The organism is Stygiolobus sp. CP850M, assembly GCF_037389425.1.
GTDB lineage: Archaea > Thermoproteota > Thermoprotei_A > Sulfolobales > Sulfolobaceae > Stygiolobus.
The window spans coordinates 76368-97386 of the sequence record NZ_JBBHKR010000062.1; the positions used below are offsets into that span (position 1 = coordinate 76368).

General features: G+C 37.1%; 29 protein-coding genes, 1 tRNA gene and 1 pseudogene. 17 read left to right on the top strand and 14 right to left on the bottom strand.

All coding sequences use genetic code 11. The features are described from left to right. Nucleotides 1-28 precede the first annotated feature (28 nt). Nucleotides 29-2728: a hypothetical protein gene (locus WIW89_RS06825; RefSeq protein WP_337720217.1), complete on the bottom strand. Its 2700-nt coding sequence runs from the start codon at nt 2726-2728 to the stop codon at nt 29-31. Nucleotides 2729-2835: 107 nt separating this feature from the next. On the opposite strand from WIW89_RS06825, the gene WIW89_RS06830 reads away from it, so the two are divergent. The 6 genes from WIW89_RS06830 to WIW89_RS06855 all read left to right on the top strand — a co-directional run bounded on the left by WIW89_RS06830 (nt 2836) and on the right by WIW89_RS06855 (nt 5756). Then, entirely contained in the window at nt 2836-3111 is a 276-nt protein-coding gene (locus tag WIW89_RS06830; protein WP_337720218.1) for a hypothetical protein, read from the top strand. Further along, on the top strand, nt 3108-3299 hold the full coding sequence (locus WIW89_RS06835; RefSeq protein WP_337720219.1) for a hypothetical protein: 192 nt from the start codon (nt 3108-3110) through the stop codon (nt 3297-3299). Before WIW89_RS06830 ends, WIW89_RS06835 begins: the two co-directional genes overlap by 4 nt. A 26-nt stretch (nt 3300-3325) precedes the next feature. Then, on the top strand, nt 3326-3529 hold the full coding sequence (locus tag WIW89_RS06840) for a hypothetical protein (RefSeq protein ID WP_337720277.1): 204 nt from the start codon (nt 3326-3328) through the stop codon (nt 3527-3529). A gap of 13 nt (nt 3530-3542) precedes the next feature. Then, on the top strand, nt 3543-4061 hold the full coding sequence (locus WIW89_RS06845; protein ID WP_337720220.1) for a DUF1286 domain-containing protein: 519 nt from the start codon (nt 3543-3545) through the stop codon (nt 4059-4061). Between the two features lie 304 nt (nt 4062-4365). Beyond that, entirely contained in the window at nt 4366-4617 is a 252-nt protein-coding gene (locus WIW89_RS06850; protein ID WP_337720221.1) for a plasmid regulator, read from the top strand. Beyond that, a complete protein-coding gene (locus tag WIW89_RS06855; RefSeq protein WP_337720222.1) occupies nt 4614-5756 on the top strand; it encodes a hypothetical protein in 1143 nt (380 codons plus the stop codon). Before WIW89_RS06850 ends, WIW89_RS06855 begins: the two co-directional genes overlap by 4 nt. Before the next feature lie 137 nt (nt 5757-5893). Here WIW89_RS06855 and WIW89_RS06860 read toward each other — a convergent pair whose 3' ends face one another. Beyond that, a complete protein-coding gene (locus WIW89_RS06860) occupies nt 5894-6088 on the bottom strand; it encodes a putative integrase (RefSeq protein WP_443296359.1) in 195 nt (64 codons plus the stop codon). Between the two features lie 540 nt (nt 6089-6628). On the opposite strand from WIW89_RS06860, the gene WIW89_RS06865 reads away from it, so the two are divergent. Continuing rightward, nucleotides 6629-6880: a helix-turn-helix domain-containing protein gene (locus WIW89_RS06865; protein ID WP_337720223.1), complete on the top strand. Its 252-nt coding sequence runs from the start codon at nt 6629-6631 to the stop codon at nt 6878-6880. A 12-nt stretch (nt 6881-6892) separates the two neighbouring features. Then, nucleotides 6893-7351: a type II toxin-antitoxin system death-on-curing family toxin gene (locus WIW89_RS06870; protein ID WP_337720224.1), complete on the top strand. Its 459-nt coding sequence runs from the start codon at nt 6893-6895 to the stop codon at nt 7349-7351. Here the strand turns inward: WIW89_RS06870 and WIW89_RS06875 are convergent. Together WIW89_RS06875 and WIW89_RS06880 are read right to left on the bottom strand one after the other, a co-directional pair. Further along, the gene (locus WIW89_RS06875; RefSeq protein WP_337720225.1) at nt 7338-7550 is read right to left on the bottom strand and encodes a hypothetical protein; all 213 of its coding nucleotides are present in this window, start codon (nt 7548-7550) and stop codon (nt 7338-7340) included. The genes WIW89_RS06870 and WIW89_RS06875 overlap by 14 nt on opposite strands. An 806-nt stretch (nt 7551-8356) precedes the next feature. Further along, the gene (locus tag WIW89_RS06880; RefSeq protein WP_012713853.1) at nt 8357-8584 is read right to left on the bottom strand and encodes a hypothetical protein; all 228 of its coding nucleotides are present in this window, start codon (nt 8582-8584) and stop codon (nt 8357-8359) included. Between the two features lie 620 nt (nt 8585-9204). On the opposite strand from WIW89_RS06880, the gene WIW89_RS06885 reads away from it, so the two are divergent. Continuing rightward, nucleotides 9205-9295 (top strand) — tRNA-Glu (locus WIW89_RS06885). A 33-nt stretch (nt 9296-9328) separates the two neighbouring features. On the opposite strand, the pseudogene WIW89_RS06890 reads toward WIW89_RS06885, so the two are convergent. The 5 genes and pseudogenes from WIW89_RS06890 to WIW89_RS06910 all read right to left on the bottom strand — a co-directional run. After that, nucleotides 9329-9469 (bottom strand): annotated as a pseudogene (locus WIW89_RS06890) (putative integrase); the annotation flags it as partial. A 291-nt stretch (nt 9470-9760) separates the two neighbouring features. Continuing rightward, a complete protein-coding gene (locus tag WIW89_RS06895) occupies nt 9761-11017 on the bottom strand; it encodes a 2'-5' RNA ligase family protein (protein WP_337720226.1) in 1257 nt (418 codons plus the stop codon). A 73-nt stretch (nt 11018-11090) separates the two neighbouring features. Further along, a complete protein-coding gene (locus WIW89_RS06900) occupies nt 11091-11744 on the bottom strand; it encodes an ADP-ribosylglycohydrolase family protein (protein ID WP_337720227.1) in 654 nt (217 codons plus the stop codon). 7 nt (nt 11745-11751) lie between these two features. After that, complete coding sequence (locus tag WIW89_RS06905) at nt 11752-12267, bottom strand: ADP-ribosylglycohydrolase family protein (protein WP_337720228.1); 516 nt, start codon at nt 12265-12267, stop codon at nt 11752-11754. 101 nt (nt 12268-12368) lie between these two features. Beyond that, entirely contained in the window at nt 12369-12629 is a 261-nt protein-coding gene (locus WIW89_RS06910) for a TIGR00304 family membrane protein (protein ID WP_337720229.1), read from the bottom strand. Nucleotides 12630-12756: 127 nt separating this feature from the next. Between WIW89_RS06910 and WIW89_RS06915 the strand changes: the two genes are divergently transcribed. Both WIW89_RS06915 and WIW89_RS06920 read left to right on the top strand, forming a co-directional pair. Next, nucleotides 12757-13689, top strand: coding sequence for a transcription initiation factor IIB (locus tag WIW89_RS06915; RefSeq protein WP_337720230.1), 933 nt, complete (start codon nt 12757-12759; stop codon nt 13687-13689). Nucleotides 13690-13767: 78 nt separating this feature from the next. Further along, nucleotides 13768-14469, top strand: a complete 702-nt coding sequence (locus WIW89_RS06920) for an ABC transporter ATP-binding protein (RefSeq protein ID WP_337720231.1) — start codon at nt 13768-13770, stop codon at nt 14467-14469. Here WIW89_RS06920 and WIW89_RS06925 read toward each other — a convergent pair. After that, complete coding sequence (locus WIW89_RS06925; RefSeq protein ID WP_156005298.1) at nt 14462-14608, bottom strand: DNA-directed RNA polymerase subunit P; 147 nt, start codon at nt 14606-14608, stop codon at nt 14462-14464. The two genes, WIW89_RS06920 and WIW89_RS06925, sit on opposite strands and share 8 nt — an antisense overlap. A gap of 86 nt (nt 14609-14694) precedes the next feature. Here WIW89_RS06925 and yciH point away from each other — a divergent pair, with 86 nt between their 5' ends. Continuing rightward, complete coding sequence (yciH, locus tag WIW89_RS06930) at nt 14695-14994, top strand: stress response translation initiation inhibitor YciH (RefSeq protein WP_337699416.1); 300 nt, start codon at nt 14695-14697, stop codon at nt 14992-14994. 164 nt (nt 14995-15158) lie between these two features. On the opposite strand, the gene zfx1 is transcribed toward yciH, so the two are convergent. Further along, a complete protein-coding gene (gene zfx1 / locus WIW89_RS06935) occupies nt 15159-15473 on the bottom strand; it encodes a zinc-containing ferredoxin Zfx1 (protein WP_337699414.1) in 315 nt (104 codons plus the stop codon). A 62-nt stretch (nt 15474-15535) separates the two neighbouring features. On the opposite strand from zfx1, the gene WIW89_RS06940 reads away from it, so the two are divergent. The 3 genes from WIW89_RS06940 to WIW89_RS06950 are packed head-to-tail and all read left to right on the top strand — an operon-like array spanning nt 15536 to nt 17536. Beyond that, entirely contained in the window at nt 15536-16114 is a 579-nt protein-coding gene (locus WIW89_RS06940) for a helix-turn-helix domain-containing protein (RefSeq protein ID WP_337720232.1), read from the top strand. Next, nucleotides 16111-17085 carry an aminotransferase class I/II-fold pyridoxal phosphate-dependent enzyme gene (locus tag WIW89_RS06945; protein WP_337720233.1) on the top strand — a complete coding sequence of 325 codons (975 nt, stop codon included), beginning with the start codon at nt 16111-16113 and terminating at the stop codon, nt 17083-17085. The genes WIW89_RS06940 and WIW89_RS06945 overlap by 4 nt, the downstream gene beginning before the upstream one ends. Before the next feature lie 19 nt (nt 17086-17104). Continuing rightward, nucleotides 17105-17536: a GtrA family protein gene (locus WIW89_RS06950; protein WP_337720234.1), complete on the top strand. Its 432-nt coding sequence runs from the start codon at nt 17105-17107 to the stop codon at nt 17534-17536. On the opposite strand, the gene alaXM is transcribed toward WIW89_RS06950, so the two are convergent. Together alaXM and WIW89_RS06960 are read right to left on the bottom strand one after the other, a co-directional pair. Beyond that, nucleotides 17533-18237, bottom strand: a complete 705-nt coding sequence (gene alaXM, locus WIW89_RS06955; RefSeq protein WP_337720278.1) for an alanyl-tRNA editing protein AlaXM — start codon at nt 18235-18237, stop codon at nt 17533-17535. The genes WIW89_RS06950 and alaXM overlap by 4 nt on opposite strands. A 34-nt stretch (nt 18238-18271) precedes the next feature. Beyond that, the gene (locus WIW89_RS06960) at nt 18272-18529 is read right to left on the bottom strand and encodes a hypothetical protein (RefSeq protein ID WP_337720235.1); all 258 of its coding nucleotides are present in this window, start codon (nt 18527-18529) and stop codon (nt 18272-18274) included. 99 nt (nt 18530-18628) lie between these two features. Between WIW89_RS06960 and cdvB1/B2 the strand changes: the two genes are divergently transcribed. Continuing rightward, complete coding sequence (gene cdvB1/B2, locus WIW89_RS06965; protein WP_337699443.1) at nt 18629-19249, top strand: cell division protein CdvB1/B2; 621 nt, start codon at nt 18629-18631, stop codon at nt 19247-19249. A gap of 66 nt (nt 19250-19315) precedes the next feature. Then, nucleotides 19316-20461 (top strand): tryptophan--tRNA ligase, encoded by a 1146-nt coding sequence (locus tag WIW89_RS06970; RefSeq protein ID WP_337708809.1) that lies wholly within the window; start codon nt 19316-19318, stop codon nt 20459-20461. Here WIW89_RS06970 and cbp1 read toward each other — a convergent pair. Next, nucleotides 20430-20876 carry a CRISPR DNA repeat-binding protein Cbp1 gene (gene cbp1, locus WIW89_RS06975; protein ID WP_337720279.1) on the bottom strand — a complete coding sequence of 149 codons (447 nt, stop codon included), beginning with the start codon at nt 20874-20876 and terminating at the stop codon, nt 20430-20432. The genes WIW89_RS06970 and cbp1 overlap by 32 nt on opposite strands. Nucleotides 20877-21019: the final 143 nt, after the last annotated feature.

A 21019-nucleotide genomic window follows, 5' to 3' on the forward strand; every position in this document is an offset into this window, starting at 1 on the left:
TGGGGAGTTTAACGAAAAATAAAAAGGTTTAACTTGACGGGGGCTGATACACGGAAATTATCTTAGTGTTATACGTCTGATAGGGTGCTAATGTTGCCCAAACAATTTCTGGTATAAAATAGCCCTGGTAAAGCGATATTTCTTCTTGGAGTTTTGGAAATGCTTGCCCATTGTAGATGTATATGTTAACATTGTTGAATGTGAAACAATTACCAAAAGATACTGAATATGCTGGGTCTATCACATATACTACGTAGTCCCCAGAGACGTTGAAATATGACGTCGAATTCAGGAAGGGCAACGGTGCTGAAGATATGTTGACGATACCTAGTTCATAATATGGAATATACTTTTGCAATGTGAAATTATAACGTTGTACGTCAAGAATATTCCACGTTAAGTTATAACTCGACAATTCTACAAATTCAATCAGGTTTTGTCCTGAAAACTCGCTTACTAATGCGAAGTACTCAAACTTATAATAGTCAAGGACTGTCTGCGGGAACTTGTAAAATGTGCTATTGTCCGTGAATTTCAGTGATATGTAACCGTTACTCCAAACAGTATACTTACCAGACGTGTAATCATTGAATTGACTGTTAAAAACATGGGTCAAATTAGATAAGTTGTACATCTGAACTTCTACTGTTTCACCATCTACACTTATGTTATAGCTAGTGAAGTTAAGTAAGAATATTTTGAATGTTGTATAGTTGAAGGCAAGTGTTAAATTGTTGAAGAAATACACATTGAAGAACATATAATACCCCTCTTTAGACACGTTAAATACCTGCATTAACTTGATGTTATTCACATGTGTTATATTCAACTTGAACAAATAAAGCGGTTTAACAGACATTGTTTGTCCAGTCGTTACTACTTTCATCAGGAAGTGGGCTATCGTTAAGTTTTCTAGAAGATAATACCAACTCTGGATTGCTTGGACGGGTTCTGGTGTTAAAGGCTGGAATATCCACGAAGGCGGAGGGAACGTCTTGTAATGTAGTTTGAATGAAACGTTCAAGCAGAACGCTGTACTATTAAGCTGTGTCAAGTTCCTCGCTGCAGTCAAATTTACGATCGCACCCGTGTAGTGTCTATAGAAAATACCTAAGTAATCGTATGTATACGCAGTGAAATTAAACGTTATGTTTTCTTTAGGGATAAGCCATGAACCGTTTATAAAGTAATACTCTCCATCATACATTTTACTTTTATTAAAAGCACCATAGTTAAACGGCATTGAAAACTGAGGACAAACCTGGGGACTTGTCCCGTTAAAAACATATGCATAGTAAATAACGAAATCGTAGTAGTTATGATAAAACACTGTCACGTTTTTGTAAACATAATAGAAAGTCACATTACTGTATGGCGTGGTTAGTTCCGTATAGTTTTTTTCAAAAAGTAGTTTGTACGGTTCGACATAGTTATTATATTTTGAGAAGTAATAATAAGTATAGTTCTTCTTAGTATTTACATCTTTGATAACATCAACGTAATATTTAGCAGTATAATTAGAGCTGCTGGAAGAATAACTGTTCGTGCCGTATAAATCACGTGCGTTTAATGTTACATTATACTGTTTTAATATTTTGTGGAATGTAATATTGTTGAAGTATGTTACCTTATATTCTAGAGTTATCACTTGATATATTATAGTCTGTTTTCCTTGTTTTATTGTCTGATTAGTTATGTGCATATCAATTGTTACATTTACTGGAATATAAACCATAAGAACTCTAGTATAATTAGTAGAATTTACAACGTCAAACTGGAAAATATTATACACAAGCATCGATGGTGGATAAGAAAACCATGATGGATACGTCGTTACTGGGAATATCGTACCATATACCGCTATAGATGTGGTGTTACGTAGTGTCCATGCCTTATAGACAAGTTCATGGTCCGATATATTTGTCTTGTAAATAGTTGTGTAGAACTTTATCAGCTCTGTTTTGTTAGTAACATTCAATAACGGACTATATTGAATAGTTATAGTTGCAAATGTCCTTATCTGATTTTTGTAATAGAATGTAAGGCTGGTGCTTTCCAGAGTTGTGTTAAAAGGCACGGAGTAATTTAGTACAATATTCTGACGAGTGAAATTATCGTATAGAAATACATGGTATACATAGCTATTATTAGTGCTGTTATAAAATATAGAAACTCCTTTCGGGAAAATAGCTTCTTTTTCTGCCTTGTAACTAACTGGCCAATTGAAAATGTATGGGTAATTTACTTTAATTTGGTAGTTTGTCATATTGTACGTGTCATTCAAACTTGGCGGTATTAAATCTAGATCAGAGTATGTATATGAATAGTAATACTGCGGGCACAACGTAGCTAATATTGCAAGCAATTTAGAGTACGCTGAAGGTGTTATGTTTGTAACATTGAGCTGAATTAAGTGTTTGAAAGCATTAAACAAGGTAGTTGAGTGGTTATTTAACTCGAATAAGGTATTTCCATCAGGCTCCTTAAAGACATCCGAAGCATTGATATAATTCATTGATTGAAGGGATGGGGTAAGTGTTACCGTGTACGTGTTCGTTTCGCTGTTAAAATTATAATTATAATTCTGTCCTCCCCCACTCCCTAATTGTACTGTACTATTTTGCGGGACTTTCAGGTTTACGAAACTCGTTAGCAAGCTTAGTATTATTACTATTGCTACAACTAGGACTGAGAATCTTCTAATATCCATACCGAAAACGTTACTCATTTTTTCTCCCCTCCATTTTGTATTAATGTTTCGTGTTTTCTGGGACGGTACATTTTCCTCTCCTACCTAAAGGGTTTTTAAAAAACCCCATAGGTGGGGTGAACGAAGTGGAGCCTTTCTACTTCAGGTCATATGATAGAGTAGTCGGAGTAGCCCACAACGAAAAAGAACTCGAGAAAGAAATAATGAGGATAGGTGCTACAGACCCGGCATGTGTAAACTGGCACTTAGAACAAGGGCACATAGTAGCTTGGTTAAGATATATAGGGAATAATACGCTTGCGGAGATGTTAAAGGGCGTAAAAGATTATAGGGAAGCGTTAGCGAGAATAAGAGACTACTATACTATACAACAAAGAAGAGGAGGGAGAAGGAGGAAATGATTTCGCCAGTATTAGCAATAAAAATTCTTCTATTAGTCCCTTCAATTATATTCTTCTTCTACAGTGCTGTGTATCTTATATTATTGGAGCTAAATGCACAACCTAATCTGAGCAAATTCTTCAGAAATATTAGTCTGATTTTAGCAGCAGGTGGCGCAATATTACTGACTTTATATATGATCATCTAAGAGGAATCGACAATATAATTCTAGTAATTTTAGCAAATACAAGCGGTAACACCATAGAAGAAATAGCAGAAAAAACGGGGATAAAAGAAGAAGCTGTATATCACGTTCTAGAGCTTTTAAGAATAGCTAATATCGTAAAGAAGCAAAATAATAGATATTTTACTGAAGAAATTGTGAGAGTTATAGCACAGCTCCTTTTAGATTTAGAAGAACTAGATATAACGAATTAATTAAGGTGTTTAAATGAAACTCCAGACACATTACGTTTTCTCTACGGGTTTACTTACTTTTTTTGGCACTCTCTTGACTCATCACTTTTATACTTCACTCTTTTTTTCAGGAGTAGTCGCTATATTAGGTAATACGTTAATAGATAGGTTTGGTCATGAAATAAGGAGTGTTTACGGGAGGGAAATAGTCAGGAGGACTCCCCTCACTCACACTCTGCCGAGGAGTGCGGTTTGGGGTTTTATTCCGGCATTAGTACTAACACTACTTTACTATTATGCGTATCCGAGCAAAGAACTGGTGTTTTTAACTCTAGTTAGTTTGTTGAACGGACCATCACACATGTTATTGGACGTGTTTACTGAAAGAGGAATATACGTAAAGAGGAACGGGAAGTGGAAAAGATTCGCACTAGCCCACTTCTCTTACGACAACCCTGCAGTAAACGGTGTAGCTGTTCTCATGGGGATTCTAATGCTGTTTGCAGCAATACAACTACATAACTACCATTATTACTACTATTATTTCCATTGAATTTTGAAAAATTGTTAAGTAAGCAGTATAAGCGCTACTCATGGGATCCCAGGTTTCTATTCCCGTTAGAAAAATTCAATTAACTCCCTAGTTTACTGAGAAAAAATTCAAAGTAGTTAATCCTGCACGGATCTCAAATTTTTTGCTTGCAGCAGCAAGCTCTTACATTAATGGCCCTAAATACTACACTTTGTTAACCCTACTATTCCCAGTCAAACAACTCATTTTCAGCCCCCTTCTAAGGAGGTAACACTTTGTTAACCCTAGTTAAGGTTTATTAAGGGAAATTTCTCGATACAATTTTATGGAAAGTAAGATAGAGAAACATAAGTCAAGGTTTACCATTACACAGCTCATACTTATGGTAATGGCTAAGGCCCCAGGGAGCTGCTGCAGTTTGGAATATTTACATGAGAAAACTGGTGTTGATAAGAAGGAGCTGCTAGTATATCTAACAAGGTTAGCCAAAAGAGGAATAATAGAAAGGAAATGGCATAAAAGTAGGGCAGGGAAAGAGAGAATGTATTGTCTTAAGTATAAGGAGGAGATAGTATGAGCCAGCCAAATAATAAATTTTTAGAATACGCTAAAGCGCTTTTAGAAACTGCAGAATCTGATTTAGATGCAAGTAAACTTCTTTGGGATTGTAATTATCAAGCTCAGTCAGTGTTTTATCTTCAGCAATCAACTGAGAAGATATTTAAAGCGTTTAGGAGCATGTATCAGTACCTCTTTATAGAATTTCCTGAATTTATTACAGAGGGCCTGATAGCTTCAAGTAATAGTAGAGTTACTAACTTGATACCCTATCTTACACTGTTAAATTTAAGGTTAAAAGAGAGAAAACTGGATATTAAAGGCCTGGAAGATTTACTGAAAAAGGAATACTCTCATGGCTTAAAGAAAGGATTAAAGGGCGAAATAGATGAGTTAAAAAAGGAACTTGAATATGATAAAGTTATTTTAAAGGGTATATTTTCTCAACTACAGTATACTAATATAACAAATAATATTGATTCTGTAATATACTTGCTTATAAATAATTTATTATCACCTCAAGGTAACCAACAGAATATCGAGAAAGAATTAAAAGATATAAAGGGAATCATTGAGAGTATTAATAATGTTATTTCGTTCTTTCAAAAATTCGTGGGAGAAATTAAAAAACAACTATCAAGTATACCCTTACAGAGTTCATCCAGAAATAGTATTAATTTAGTAGATATTATTTTAGACGAAGTTTTACCTTCTATACTTACCGTTTTAATATTACCATTTAAACTATATAATGTAGCGTCTTATCTTGCTCAGTTTGAAGAGAATTCAAGATATCCGCATATAAATAACGGAAACATTGAAATTCCACAAGATATAATTCGCAATTGGTCTAATAATTATTCTAGTATTTACGGTAATTTATATGAGGTAATAAAAGAGATTCTAAATAACTTTAAGAAAGCTGACCAATTTCTGCTTGATATTCATTATAGAGTTATTCAGAGAAACTATTCTATGGATAGTATACTTAATGATATTCTTGGTTTCATAGACTTTATAAACAATATTTTTCCAATATTACTACAACTAAATATATTACAGAAAATAATAAATATTAAAAATAAAGATAAAATAGATGAAAATGATATTGAACAATTAGCAAATGAATTAATCAAAACACTGGAAAAAGTGATCTAAGAGGAAATTAAGCTTAACATATACTGTGGGATTCGATAGTTTGGAACGTTTTACATATTCTACTACTGTTTTATTCTACTTTTCTTTCATAACATAATTCTACTTCTACTTCAACGTGCAACAGAAAACGTTTCTTTTCAACGTTCCTCTGAAACGTTATCTAGCCTCTCAAGCCTGTGGCCCGGGTTCAAATCCCGGCCGCGGCACTTCATATCGTAATATTCCTTTACGATTTGTTCTAAAGAACCTATGTAATGGTCTCTTCTCTGACCGCCATCACCGTTCTCTATTAAGTAAACATAATACTTCCCCTTAACCTCACGAATCCTAATATCACCAAATGTGAAAACTTTATTACCCGTACCTTCAGCCTATTTATATTTATCACGTAGGGCTATTTAAGGAATGATAATTATCATATCATGCGTGAGATTGAAAGAATCACGATAACAATCCCTTAGTTATGCAAAAAACTGAATTTTGTGAAAATACAACAGTTAGAAAATTCAATGAGTCTCATCTAAGGTTTTCTTACTAGCTCAAAGTCTCAGGAAGTATAGGTAAAAATCGTTATTTGTAATATGCTGAACCATAACTAGGAATATTAACAGTACTTAATATAAGATGTGTAGAGTTCATTGGAGTTTTAAAACAATTCCTTAAATTTGCTTAGCATACTTTAGACTAATCTTATCAGCATACTCACGTGCTAATTTCTTAATCTCATTAACCTGTTTAGTAACGCGTTTTGTGGAAGCTGTTAGAGAACTAATGAAGTCATATATGGAGGATAGGGTAAGGTATTTAATTTTCATAGCAGTAACGGCATCACTTCTGATAAGATTAGGATTAAAAATGGAGTACTAACGGAAATGCAACAGAGGGTGTTATTAGCCCTATATGGAAATGATAAAGTAACACCAAGGAAGTTGATAGAACTTACAAAAAGTTCAACAGCTCCGGTAAATAATCCTATTAAAATCTTAAAGGAGTGGAGATTAGTAGAAGAGATCGAGGAAACTAGAGGCTTTCCTAAAAGGTGGTATATTAAATTAACAGAAAAGGGTAAAAGGGTAGTTGAAAAGCTTAAAGAATTAAATAGTTTAATAGAAGACAGTAGTTAAGGTCTATTTTTCATGGAAAGAAAGTTAATGCAGATCTTAGCAGGACTACTGAACGAGTTTGAAGAGTGGAGAAGTAGAAAAGGTGATATAGAGCCTACTATAATAAAAATCCACTACAGTATAATCAGAAGTGATCCTAATACCGAGCAGGGAATAATTAACTTAGACGTTATAGGTATCGCGATTTATTCCGCAATAGAAGACTTAAATAATTATAACGATATTAGTAGGAGTTTAGCAGTATTAACATATCATTTAATAACTTCTCACCCTTTCGTTGACGGCAATAAGAGAACTGCTTTCGTATTGTTATTAAATATCTTATACGAATTGTTTAACAAGGAAATCCCACAAGATTTAGAAGAAGAGTTAATTAAGACCTTAGTCGAAGTTGCCGATAACCCACCAGAAGAAGATGAGTATGCGATAAATAAAATAAGGAAAATTATACGGAAAATTACTGAAGATTAAACCGTTTATCCTCATTTTCTTGATTATTATATTTTCTCACATAAAGGACTTTTCCATGAATTTTCAATACTCCAGTTCTATCAAATTCTGCTAATGCATCTAAATATTCCTTGTGAGCTTTGATGATATAGTCAGTTCTACTTTGCATTCTCTCTAGGATCTTTTTCTGCTCGTCAGTTAACTTATGTGCTATCACCATTTTGAATCCCCTATTAACTATACTGTTGAACTACTTATAATATATTCGTGCCATATATACCACGTACATATGCTATATTATAGGTCTTGTGATATGAAATATCATATAGAGCAAACATAATTTCCACATAAATCCCAAAAATCCGATTAAAGGTTAGATGTTTTTACGTATTATCTGAGGGCATAATCGTTTCAGCGTATATACGATGAAAGTCCAAGGCTAACCTAGTACATTATACAATGCTAGCGCTAGACCCAGTCAGCCTAAAAATCACTAAGGCTTCCTGTGATTGTGAAAGGGTTTACTTTCAGAGGAAAGCTGTCATATCGAAACACTAAAGCAGTTAGCTAGTACTGAACTAAGGAATGAGATAGAGAAAGTAAGTCGGGAAATGATGCAAATAGAAGAAGATATTGCTTCGTGGGGATGAGCCACGCAAGTCCAGGGTGATAAGTTATTGGAGCTTTTGGAGGCTTTATACCACATCAACGAGGATATGAAGATTATGGAGGGCTATAATTCGGAAATTTTAAATAAGCTGGAGGAGCTAGGAATTCTCTAGTCCAGTACTTACATTATTTAGAGGTGAAGGACTATGAGTGAGGTACTACAAACTCAAAGGAATTTAGAAGAGTTAGTATAACTGCTGAGGGTATACTTTCAGCTAGATGAAGTGCTTAGCTTCGCTACTTTTGAACTCCAAGATGACGGGATAGTTGCTGAAATTTCTCAAGTTAAGGACAGAGTTAGAAAAATGATTGAGAAGTTGATAAGCTGAATTTTTCTCAGTAAACTGGGGAGTTTTCCTATTTAACCTTCTTTTCCAACTCCTCGACCCTCCTCTTCAATTCTTGCAGTTCCTTAACTATTTCTTCCAAGCTCGTTCTATTTCCTTCCTTTTCCTTCATATAACACTCAAAAGCGTCCTTCAGCACTTCATAAACGCTTACTTTCCTTTTCTCAGCCTCATCAACTATCTTCTTCCACAACTCTTCATCTGGGAAATATACTGATTTATAGCCGGGTCTGGGCATTTTACCTCAATATACTTTATTGTACTTCAATATAAAAACCTTATTGTACCGCAATGTGTTGAGCGTATTGTATTATGCTATAATGAAGTCTTTGTCAGATTAAATTGGGCTTCGGTTGCTAATAGTGAGAGTCCTAGACTTTGTATATGACGAACATTAATTTACATCTTGTTTTGGTCACTCATTAAACATACTGTTTGCAAGGTAAACACTCTACCGCTTATAACTGCTCTATCACAATATCCAATCTAGATAAAAACACAGCTATTTCTCTGAAACTAGTCATTGAACTACTGTTTTCCTATAAAACAGTTGTCTCGCTTATCAAGAATATTACGCATTCAGTTGTTTAAAATTTTTTAATAACCTAGTCGTACTACAAATATATTTTTAGTTATTCTTACAATTCTATGGCGAAATTTTAGTGCTACTATGTGATCATATTCCAGTTGTTATGGATATACACACCTTCGATACTGCATATCAAATTAATTAGAAGATTTGGCAGTAAATTACGTATGGACGTAGATTATGTTGGTCACTTTTCGAATGACTTTTAAGATGAATGCTTATAAGGAGTTACGTAAATCTTATAAATATCTAGGGAGTAGTATATAAATGCCGCGGTAGTATAGCCCGGTCAAGCTCTACGCGCCGACAGTATGCAGGCCTTTCGAGCCTGTGACCCGGGTTCAAATCCCGGCCGCGGCACTGTGGGGGTTCCTCCCCACTCCCGATGTTAACGTATGTCTCAATTATCCTTTCTAAAGGTGCGACGTAATAATGCCTTTGCTTACCGCCTTCATCCTTCTCCATGGAGTAAACATAATACTTTCCTTTGATCTCTTTTATATAGAATTTAGAAGTGACGTAGAAACTAGGCATTCTAAGAATGTTAAGTAACGCGGGTTTAAATACTCATTCTAATAGAACGATCAGCGTGGGGTAGAAAGAAGACGGCAAAGATTCTGATTTGTGCGAAAAATTCATGGAGTTCGTGGAGTGGAAAGAAGGTGATAAAAATTCCCGACTTCTGCGAAAATTTATAAAAACGTGCTCGTCTCCGTTAAGTATCCTAATCGTCCTTGTTCAGTTACTACTTAGAAATTTGAAAATAATTAATAGCCTGTAAAAGGGTTTACATTCCCCTCTTTGAATTCACTGAAAATGAGGTGATCAAGGCATGAAAAGGTAAGAGTTACCGCTCTCCACCAACTCAATTATCCATCTGAGGTTGACGGGATAGAACTTAGTCAAGTCCACTCCAACGTTTATTTTCTTAGTTTGTCTATTCAAGAAAGGATACTCCTTAAGCTTGTTGTTATGGACGTGACCGTGAACGTTCCATTCAGCAACGTTCAACGGATAATGGGAAAGAACGAACTTACCTCTCTCGTAACTTATTTCTAAAGATTCCGGTCCTATACCCGGAGGGTCGTGATTACCTTGGATCAGTATCTTCTTCCCCTTAAGTCTCCTCAGGTAATTCTCAGGATTCGAGAAAGAGAAGTCGCCTAATACGAAAACCTTATCGTTGGGCGAAACCAATTCGTTCCATCTCTCTATTAGGAACTCGTTCATCTCCATAACGTTTGTGAATGGGCGGGCCGAGTACTTGATGATGTTCGCGTGTCCGAAGTGGTGATCGGCTGTGAGCCAAACATTGTCCAGTTCTACCCTGCTCAAGCCGAGTTTGAGCATCCTCTTCTTATATTCGAAATACGTTGTCCTGAGTTCCTCTTTGGAAAGGGCTTCAGATCTACTCAAGATCTTTTTGGTTAAGGTGTCATATTCGTACCTTATTTTACCTTTGTGCAGTAAAGTTATCCTCATTGCGGTGCCCTTGAAGAAAAAATTGTTGAGCTTAGTTAACAGTTCCCTAGGCAGGACGTCTTCTGGGTTCTTATGGGAGCGGAAGGACAAGGCTGCGTGAAACCAGAGGTTATCATTATACTTCTCTACATCTGGCCTCTGAACTATCACTGCCTTCAAGACCTTGTATACCTCATCCCTGAAAGATTTGAGTTCCTCAGATGGGATTATCCTCAGGGCGATAATGTATCCCCTTCCTCCTTTCTTGACCTCTACCCCGTCGTAAAAGAAGTGAAATTGATCACCATCGTAATTCTTGCTAACGTCAGCCACAGCCCGAATTATCTTATAATCTTCAACCCTCGGCTTGAAGTTATACACTAATGTGATGTGCGGTACTCTGTGTAGCTGGAACTCAGGGTAAGACCTTAATTCTCTCATTAAGGATTTTAGTTTGTACTTCTCCAAGATCGGTCTTATTTCCAAGATATAGTTATACTCTCTCCTTGATGGTTTTCTAAGGACTTCACGGGATTTTGTCTCCCTTCCTAACCCCAAGAACGTTTTAAGAAAATCCAGCAATTCCCTCAACCTCAATGAGCCGTTAAAGATTAAATCCATTTCGTTCCATTTAGATTGGTCAGAAGCCTTAGTTATTTTATGACGTTCAAAGAACTAGTTACAGATGATAGACTCATGAAGTCAGGAATGTCCCAACACAATTCAGTAACTGGAAGACTTCACCATCTTGACCATGTTTAAGAAGCTTACCCGGTAACTGCCTTATCCATTCCTCCCTAAAGGCTCGCCTACCGTATAATGCCCCAAACACAGATGCAACAATTGATGCTATCGTATCGTTATCTTTAGTAAAATTAACCGCCTCTATAATTCCTCTCTGTGGATCGTTAAGATACCTCACAAATAAGAATAGGACATTAGGAACAGTTTCCAGCAGGTAACCCCCAGAGCCTATAGTTTTTGAGAGTTCCTGAACACTTAGACCTCTATCCAACGCAAAGTACACTTGATCTCTTATGAACTCGGAGGCTGGTCCCTCGTATCTAACCCTGGCTCTCTCCCTCGTCTTGTATTTCTTATCGCCTGTTAATTTGCTTATCACAAGGACGAACCTTTCGATTATCCATTTCGCATCTATACGTCCATTACTATTTATCACGTTCCAGAGCATATCAGCAAAGGCCACAGAGGAGGCTATAGCCAACGGTTCGTTATGTGTTATTAATGTGTCCAGTACAGCGTCAACCAGATAATTTTCTTCGGACTTCAAGTTCGGGATGATCACGGGCGATATTCTCATGAAGGCTCCGTTACTAGGCCTTTTCACACCAGTCTTATACCAAGGTAGTCCTCTCTCCCTGTAATTTTTTTAGGAACTCCCTAACAGTTCTGCCCATTCCAGAGATACGATGCGACGCAAAAATCCTCGCTAACTCCCATGGAACTATCCTACCATGCTCTAATATTACCTTGACAGTATCGAAAGTTAGTTGTGTGTCATCTGATGGTAGGGGTCTTCTGTTTATATAGGAGGTAATCAGACCATACTTTTTTAATCTTTCCTCTGGACTAAGGTGTTCTACCGGATATCCTAGGCTGTCGCCGATTGCGATTCCCAAGAGCATATGTATTACCTTACCAACTTCGACCACCTTAGGCTCTGGTCTTGAGTAAAGCTCTTTCCATTCTACTGCATTTACGAGACCTTCGTCAAAAAGTGCTCTGAGGATTTCAGTGTTTGAGCAAGAAAGGTACTTTAACTCGGGGCATATGGCTCTCGTTTTACTGCAGTTTGATACATAAGGGTCATTAGGTTCACGTTCTCCTAACCCTTTGTTATTGAATGACACCAAATCACCCTCCTAGAACAATATACTCTTTTCTTCCATGGACTGCCACAGTTTGTTAACCACTTCACAGTATTTAATGATAAAGAAAGGTAATAATCCCTTTACTGCTTAGTCTTCTTATTAAGTATTAGTGGAACTAAATAGAATAGCAAAGCTATTACCGTAAACCCTAAGGCGAAGGCTAATAGTGTAGGCATCATTGACGGGTTTCCTCCTCCGATCACTATCGGAAAAGGTCCGAGGAATATTACACCCGCAAAACTTGTACTAGATGAAGAAACGTTAGCCGGTATTATCGCACTAGCCGTTATTAATAGAACTCCAATAATTATTAAAGTCGTTCCGATAATAAAAGCTTTCATATGACATATTATATCAGTTGATTTTTTAACGGATTCTGTGATCTTTTTAAGATCGAAAAGTTTATAAATGTTTCTATCCTTTAACATTAAAGGGTTTTTAAATTTTTGTGTAATTGGTGGTGGTTTAATGGTAGAAGAAAAGCAAGCTAATCCTCAACCTTCTTCCTCGATTTGTCCTCCTGACAAGATTATATTTGACGAGGAAAGGGGAGAGTACATCTGTACCGAAACTGGAGAGGTAATTGAAGAGAGGATAATTGATCAGGGTCCTGAATGGAGGGCTTTTACCCCAGAAGAAAAGGAGAAAAGAAGTAGGGTAGGAGGTCCTCTTAACCAAACGATACATGATATGGGTATATCTACTGTAATAGACTGGAAGGATAAAGACGCAATGGGTAGAAGCCTAGATCCTAAGAGAAGGTTAGAAGTCCTTAGATGGAGGAAGTGGCAGATAAGGGCTAGAATACAGTCATCTATAGACAGAAACCTAGCACAAGCTATGAATGAGCTTGAAAGGATCGGGAATTTACTTAATTTGTCTAAAGCCGTAAAGGATGAGGCTGCGTTAATCTATAGGAAAGCCGTAGAGAAGGGGCTTGTCAGAGGGAGGTCTATAGAGAGCGTTGTAGCCGCTTCGATTTACGCTGCGTGTAGAAGGATGAAAATGGCGAGGACCTTAGACGAGATAGCACAGTTCACTAAGGCGAATAGGAAAGAAGTTGCGAGGTGTTACAGACTGATTCTTAGGGAGTTAGATATAGACGTCCCGGTAAGTGACCCCAAGGATTATGTAACTAGGATAGGTAACTTATTAGGACTTAGCGGTGCTACAATGAGGACTGCTGCAGAGATCATAGAAAAGGCGAAAAATATGGGGTTGACTGCAGGTAAAGACCCAGCTGGTCTTGCTGCCGCTGCTATATATATTGCTGCTTTATTAAACGACGAGAGGAGGACGCAAAAGGAGATAGCACAAGTAGCCGGGGTTACGGAGGTAACGGTTAGGAATAGGTATAAGGAGCTCACCCAAGAATTAAAGATACAGATCCCGAGTCAGTAAAGGTTAATCTAATCTCTTTTCTTCTTCCCTTTTTCCTCCATCTGAGTTTTAATACTATTTTTCTTTTACTTATCTCTTGTGGAATGTATAAAAGTTAAGGATCTTCTTAAGCGTTATGGAGATATCGTAGTATTGAACGGAATTTCTTTTGAAGTAAAGTGCAGTGAGAAATGGGCTCTCCTCGGGCCTAACGGAGCTGGGAAGAGCACTACTCTCAAGATTCTTGCGGGGCTTATAAAACCTGATAAGGGAGAGGTCAATATTAAGGGTCACGATCCTACTTCTTTGGACGCAAAAAGGTTAATCGGTTATTTGCCTGAGGACGCCGACCCTTTCCCAGCGTTGACTGTGGAAGATAATCTCAAGTTTATGATGGTTCTCAGGGGGATAAAAAACGAGGATAGGGCTGAGAAGTTACTTGAACTTCTGGAGCTCGATAAGTATAGAAAATATAAAGCGGTTGAACTTTCTAGGGGGAATAGACAAAAGTTGGCTATAGCTATGGCTGTCCTCCACTCTCCTGAGATACTTTTACTGGACGAGCCTTTGAATTATCTTGATATTCCAACTCAGGACTTAGTTATCGAGCTTTTCCGGTCTTTCAGGGATTCGACCTTCGTAGTGTCGACTCACATAATGTCCGTAGCTGATAAATTAACGGATAAGGTCATGGTAATATCAAACGGTAGTATAAAGTGGATGGGGACTTTTGAGGAACTAAAGAGTATGGGAGAGTCTGTTGAAAAAGTTATAGCTAAATTGATAAAGGGGATTAGATAGCTTTCACTACTTTAACTGTAGGCTTTCTTACCATGAATATTACTTTATACCCACAATAGGGGCACCTGACCCCAGGTAGTGCTTTAAGCTGTGCATCGTCAAATTCCTTCCAACACTTGCCACATCTATATCTTGCCATCTCCACTCTCATCTACTCCAGTAAATATAAACCTAACTGTTAACAGAAAAGTTGAAAAAGCCGTATTAGTAATAAAGTGTTTGAGAATGTCTGATCTCTGTGGCGGATTACCCCCCGAAATATGCGAACAACTAAATAGAGAAGAACAATTTATTAAAATAAAGGTCGAGAAAAGGAGATACGGAAAAGAGGTTACGATAATAGAGGGGTTGAATGGTACAGACGCGGATTTAAAGAAGATTGCTTCAGAGCTTAAGTCTAAGCTAGCAGCAGGAGGTACTGTAAAAAACGGGAAAATAGAGTTACAAGGAGACCATAGGGATAAGGTTAAGGAAATATTAACAAAAATGGGGTATTCAGAATCGAACATATTAATAATAGAGTAAATTCCTTATTTCTTATATCACTGTTGAAAGAGGTGGTATTCATTTTAGTGTAGCTTACTTACTGTAAAAGTTGTAAAAATTATTTGTGATAAGTGAAAGTATAATTTATTACTGTTTATTAATATCGAACTTGTCTTCTGATATGAAAATAAAAGAAAAGTTTGTTATGGTGGTTTTACGTCAATTGCAGCTACTGGGCATACATTTACGCAAGCCATACAGAAGATACATGCTTGTTCGTTAACTGGGTCTGCCTTTTTTTCTGAAGCCGGATGCCCGGGTGTGTCAAACCATTGGAATACATTAACTGGGCATGCATTTATGCACGCACCATCAGCTATGCATAAATCGAAGTCTACTCCGACTATTGTACCGTGGATCCCCAGTGTTTTCGGCGGTTCGACAGGTCCGTAAACCTTGTGCCCGTTGTGTTCTTCTACTACTTGCCTTGATGTTCTGTAATTAGGATCTATGCCCATTCTAATCCCCAATTACTAAATGCCATTAGTTTAAAATATTTTAAACCCCAAAATATTTCGGGATGCTACTTCACGTTCAGTTACAAACTCCTATAGAAGAATGGTTAAGTACTTTTAACGTTCAAAAGAACTCTATTAGTATTCTTGATATTAAACAGGATAAAATGGACGTTAGGCTACTGATTGAGTTTAAAGGGGAACTCCCTAAAGAATTTCAAAATTCATTTACAAAAGTAGATAAAAATGTTTATTTAGGTACAGTGAGAGTAAATTCCAGAATAAGTACTATTCTTGCAAAATATACAATTATTCAGGGGTATGTTATTAATAACTCATTGGTTTGGGTTTTGGTTTTAGAAGGTTATCCTGAATTTCGGAGAGTACTGAGGGAGTTTGTTGAAAACAAAATCGACGTGAAGGTTATAAAAGTTGTGAAAGTAAGATCCAAGAGTATAGTTACCGCAAGGCAAGAACAGATATTAAGGATAGCCCTTGAGGCAGGTTATTATGATTATCCGAGGAAGGTAACGTTGAAGAAATTGGCTGAAAAACTCAATATAAGTTTGTCCACACTTGACGAGATACTAAGAAGGGCGGAGAAGAATATAATAGAATCTTACCTGAGGGATAAGGGATTATGAAGCATGGAGGCGTAAAATGGATAAAGGGGGAGCCGGAGAGTATTAATGATTTCAGTGTGAATCTTAATCCCTTGGGTACTCCTGATTTTGTGAAGGAGTTAATAAGCGAGGCAGTTAAAAGGGAGATTTACACTTATTATCCACCTTCTGAAGATTATAGGGAAATTAAGGAACTCATTGCAGAAGTCTATGATCTAAGTCCTGAATTAGTAGGCGTATTTAACGGTGCGTCAGAAGCTATTTCGCTTTTACCTCCATGTTCCGTCCTAGAGCCGAACTTCTCTGAATACAAGAGGAGTAAGAGTTACTTTGCGAGGGAACTTAATGACGCATTTGAGTACACTTTACCTTCGTCAGAGTCATGTGTAATAACCAGTAACCCAGTTAATCCTACTGGGTCGTTCATAAAAGATAGTGATATAATGGAGTTCTTAGAGCGAGGGGGTAAATTATACCTCGACGAATCATTTATAGACTTGAGTATTCTCCCTAATAATTTTAAACTGGCTGAGGAGTTTGAAAACTTAACAATTATTTCGTCTTTCACGAAATCTTTCGCAATTCCAGGTTTAAGGCTGGGGTTTACAATAGGTCACAGCTCTAAAAACTTAGAAAGATTGGCACCCCCGTGGAGGATAAATAGTATAGTTTACTATGTTTTCTCCCACGTTACGGCTAAGGAGATAAGGTCTTTCCTTTCTAAGACGCGTTGTCATATAGCTGAACTGCTAAACTCGTTCTCTTCTCCTTTCAAGTGGTATAAGAGTGTTACCAATTTCGTATTACTGGAATTTCCGGTTGAAACTTCTATCCTGAATTCCGTATTGAGGTCTTATGGATATCAAATAAGAGAGCCAGAAGGGTTTATGGGTTTAAGAAAGACTCACGGAAGAGTTACTTTAAGTAAGAACACTTCAGAATTACTAAGGGTAATCTCTCATGTTCTAAATAGTGAAAAGTTTTATAAATAGTAATGTTAGATTTAAACACGTGCTTGAAAAAATTATAAAATATGCCATAGTAGGTGGGCTAGGGACGGTCGTAAATGAGGGTGTATTGTTATTACTTAAACCAGTCTTACCGATAGCTGTTTCTCTTGCTCTTGCAATTGAATTTTCGATCTTGTTTAACTTTCTGCTTAATGATGTCTGGACGTTTAAGAAAGAAAGGGTAGGTTCCTTTCTGAATAGGATGGTGAAGTTTCACGTATCGTCTTTAGTAGGAGGAGTCGTACAATACGTAGTAGTTATTATGTTAATACTGTTGATTTTACCTTACGGTAATTTAACGTCAATATTGTTTTTGCTGTTCTTCTCCTCTGTTCATTTATCCTCAATTTATTTAGCTATAATGAACTTTATAGGGGTAGTTGCAGGATTTGGAGTAAGGTTTGTGTTAAGTATTAAATATGTTTGGGCTTAAGGTTTGACTGTGTAATAAATTCTCTTTCTGTTCTTTCCCTTATTCTCTACTTTTAGAAGTACTATTTCACCTATTTCTGAAGTGTTTTTAACATGGGGACCCCCATCAGCTTGTGTATCAACCCCCTCTATTTCTACAATTCTCCACACCTCTAATTCTGGGGGCATCCTTTCTGCCAATTTAACTATTCCAGGGATTTTTAGTGCTTCTTCTCTCCTTAGGAAGTAAACTTTTACCTGGAGGGATTTTTTGACAATTCCGTTTGCCTCCTCAATGAGTTTCTGTAGTGCTTCTTTGTTCTCTATAGAAAAGTCGTCTTTAGCATACTCTGGAGTTATGTTACCTCCGGTTATTCTAGCGCCGTATTTTGAATAGGCTATTGCAGCTATTATGTGAGATGCTGTATGCAGCCTCATCATCCTATACCTTCTATTCCAGTCTATCTCTCCCTTTATTTTCATTCCTTTTTGAAGTAATTCATAATTACTCGTCTTGTGGTAGATTTCTCCATTTATCTCTTTCACATTCACAATTTCCAATTTATTCTGACCTATCTGAATAAATCCTCTGTCAGCTTCCAAACCTCCGCCTCCGGGATAGAACGCAGTCTTGTCTAGGATAATCCCCTCGGGAGTTATGTCTGTAACTGTAGCTTCAAACTCTCTTACATATGAGTCAAAAAGGTAAATTCTCTTTTTCAGGGAATCGTTTAGGGGTAACTCACGATCGCTCATTTCACTCACTCTTTCTCAAAGAAACTATACAAGTACCGTAGTGGTATTCGTATTTTATGCTATCTGGTTCTACGTAGGTGGGGAGGGATATTATCTTTATCACGCTGCTGGTCTCGTTATCATAGATGTACAGCTGTTTTTTATTTGCCTTTACCAAGAGTTTACTGGAATCCTTCCCTCTCAGGTCTATTATTACGGTAAGCTGGTCTTTTCCGGGTAATATTTCCACTTCCGGGTCATCATCAATTGTTGTTGGCAATATCTATCCCAAAAGATCTCTTTTGTTTAAATCCTATTAAAGGTATATTATCTAGTCAACCCCTTTATAAATCTTTCGTATACAATATATTAATTGCCCATGTTGGGTAAAGAGTTCCAAAAGATGTGGAGTGGTAATGAAAAGCAAAAGATTCCAAAGAGCAAGGACCCCCTCAAGATGAGGTTAATACAAGCACAGTACAGAGTTAGGTCAATGATCAGCAGGCTGGACGCTTATATAGCAAGGATGCAGGAGAGGGATAGGTCACTATTCGAGAGGGTAGTAGAGGCTCAGATGTCCAAAGACTACACTAGAGCAGCCATGTATGCTAACGAAGTCGCTGAGATCAGAAAAATAACTAAGCAGTTACTCACTACTCAGATAGCCCTAGAACAAGTATCGTTAAGGCTAGAGACAATAACTGAACTAGGCGACGTTTATGTTAACTTGATACCAGTGATGGGTGTAATCAGCGAACTGAAGACAACACTGAAGGGTGTAATGCCCGAACTTTCCATAGAGCTTGCGGAGCTAGGTGACGGTCTACAAGAGGTAGTTATCGAGGCTGGAGAGTTTGGCGGAGTAAGCGCTGCAGGAGTAGCCTCTTCACCAGAGGCAAGAAAGATACTGGACGAAGCATCAATGGTGGCAGAGCAGAGAATGAAGGAGCAGTTCCCAGAGCTACCCGCTTCCGGAATAGTTCAGAATCAGAAGACCTAAAGGTCTAGTTTCTCTTATGTCTTTTAATTTAATCCTTTTTATATTAAACCCTTTTCCTATTTATTTGTGGCACAAGATTTTAACGTTACTCCATGGGAAGTTAAGGGAAAGGTAGACTATGATAAGTTGATCATTCAGTTTGGAACTCAGAAGCTGACTGAGGAACTAAAAGAAAAAACTAAGAGACTCATAAACGATGAACTTCACGTTATGCTTAGGCGTAATGTGTTCTTTTCTCACAGGGACTATGACCTGATATTGAAGGATTATGAAGACGGTAGAGGCTTTTTCCTTTACACCGGTAGAGCTCCTTCTTTAGGAATGCACATTGGACATTTAATTCCTTTCATATTCACGAAATGGCTGCAAGACAAATTTAAGGTAAACGTATATATCGAAGTCACAGATGATGAGAAGTTCATGAGAAATGTCGATTACACGCTTGATCAAACTAGGCAATGGGCATATGACAATATTTTAGATATAATTGCTGTTGGATTTGACCCCGATAGGACTTTCATTTTCCAAGATACGGAGTATATTAGAAATATGTACCCTATAGCAATCAAGATAGCCAAGAAGCTAACGTTTAATGAAGTAAGGGCTACTTTCGGCTTAGACACTTCTTCTAACATAGGCATTATCTTTTATCCTGCTCTGCAGATCGCCCCTACTATGTTTGAACGTAAAAGATGTCTTATTCCGGCTGGTATTGACCAAGATCCTTACTGGAGACTGCAAAGGGATATAGCAGAGAGTTTAGGATATTATAAGGCTGCTCAGATCCACAGCAAATTTCTGCCACCTTTAACAGGTCCTGAGGGTAAAATGAGTTCGTCTCAACCAGAATCTGCAATATATCTTACCGATGATCCTAAAACTGTAGAGAGAAAGATCATGAAATATGCATTCTCTGGAGGACAACCTACAATAGAACTTCATAGAAAATACGGAGGTAATCCGGATATAGATGTTTCCTTTCAGTGGTTATATATGTTTTTTGAACCAGACGACAATAAGATAAAGAAAATCGAGGAGGAATACAGAAGTGGTAAGATGCTGACGGGCGAGCTAAAGAGTATTCTGGTTGAGAAATTAAATGCGTTTTTAGAGGAGCATAGAAACAAAAGGGAAGAAGCTAAAAAGTTAGTTAATACGTTCAAATATGATGGAACGTTAGCTAGAGAGATGTGGAAGAAGATTCATGAATAGATTTATAAAGTCCCATTTTCTTTAAATGATATACTATTAAGTTGGTGGATTTTCCTAGTTTCTTTGCGATCTTATATATTGACTCTCCGCGCTTATACATATCTTCGATCATCTTTATTTCACTGTCCTTTAGTTTTCTCACTCTCCTACCTAAATTGTGTTTTTGTAATATCCTCAGAACCGTTGACTCGCTAATTTTCAGTTCCTTACTAATAGCTCTCGCACTCTTTCCTTGTTTTGCAAGTTCAATAACCTTATTTTCGTCCACTTTGTTACTTCTAAGTTTTACCCCAGATTTAATAAGTAAATTCCTTACCTTACCGTAACTGAGACCAGTAAGTGATGCAATATTCCTTATTGAATAGCCTTGCTCGTAAAGGGACCTAACTTTTTCCTCCATTTCATTTTGCATGATGATTACAAAATCATCACTTAAAATAAACTTTTTCCAGATTTACCGTATATTATCTAAGAGGAGAAAAGATTATGTTAAGGTGAAAAACTGAATTAATTATCTCTTTTGGCATAGTTCAACTTTAAAGCGTGTTTCAATTTAAT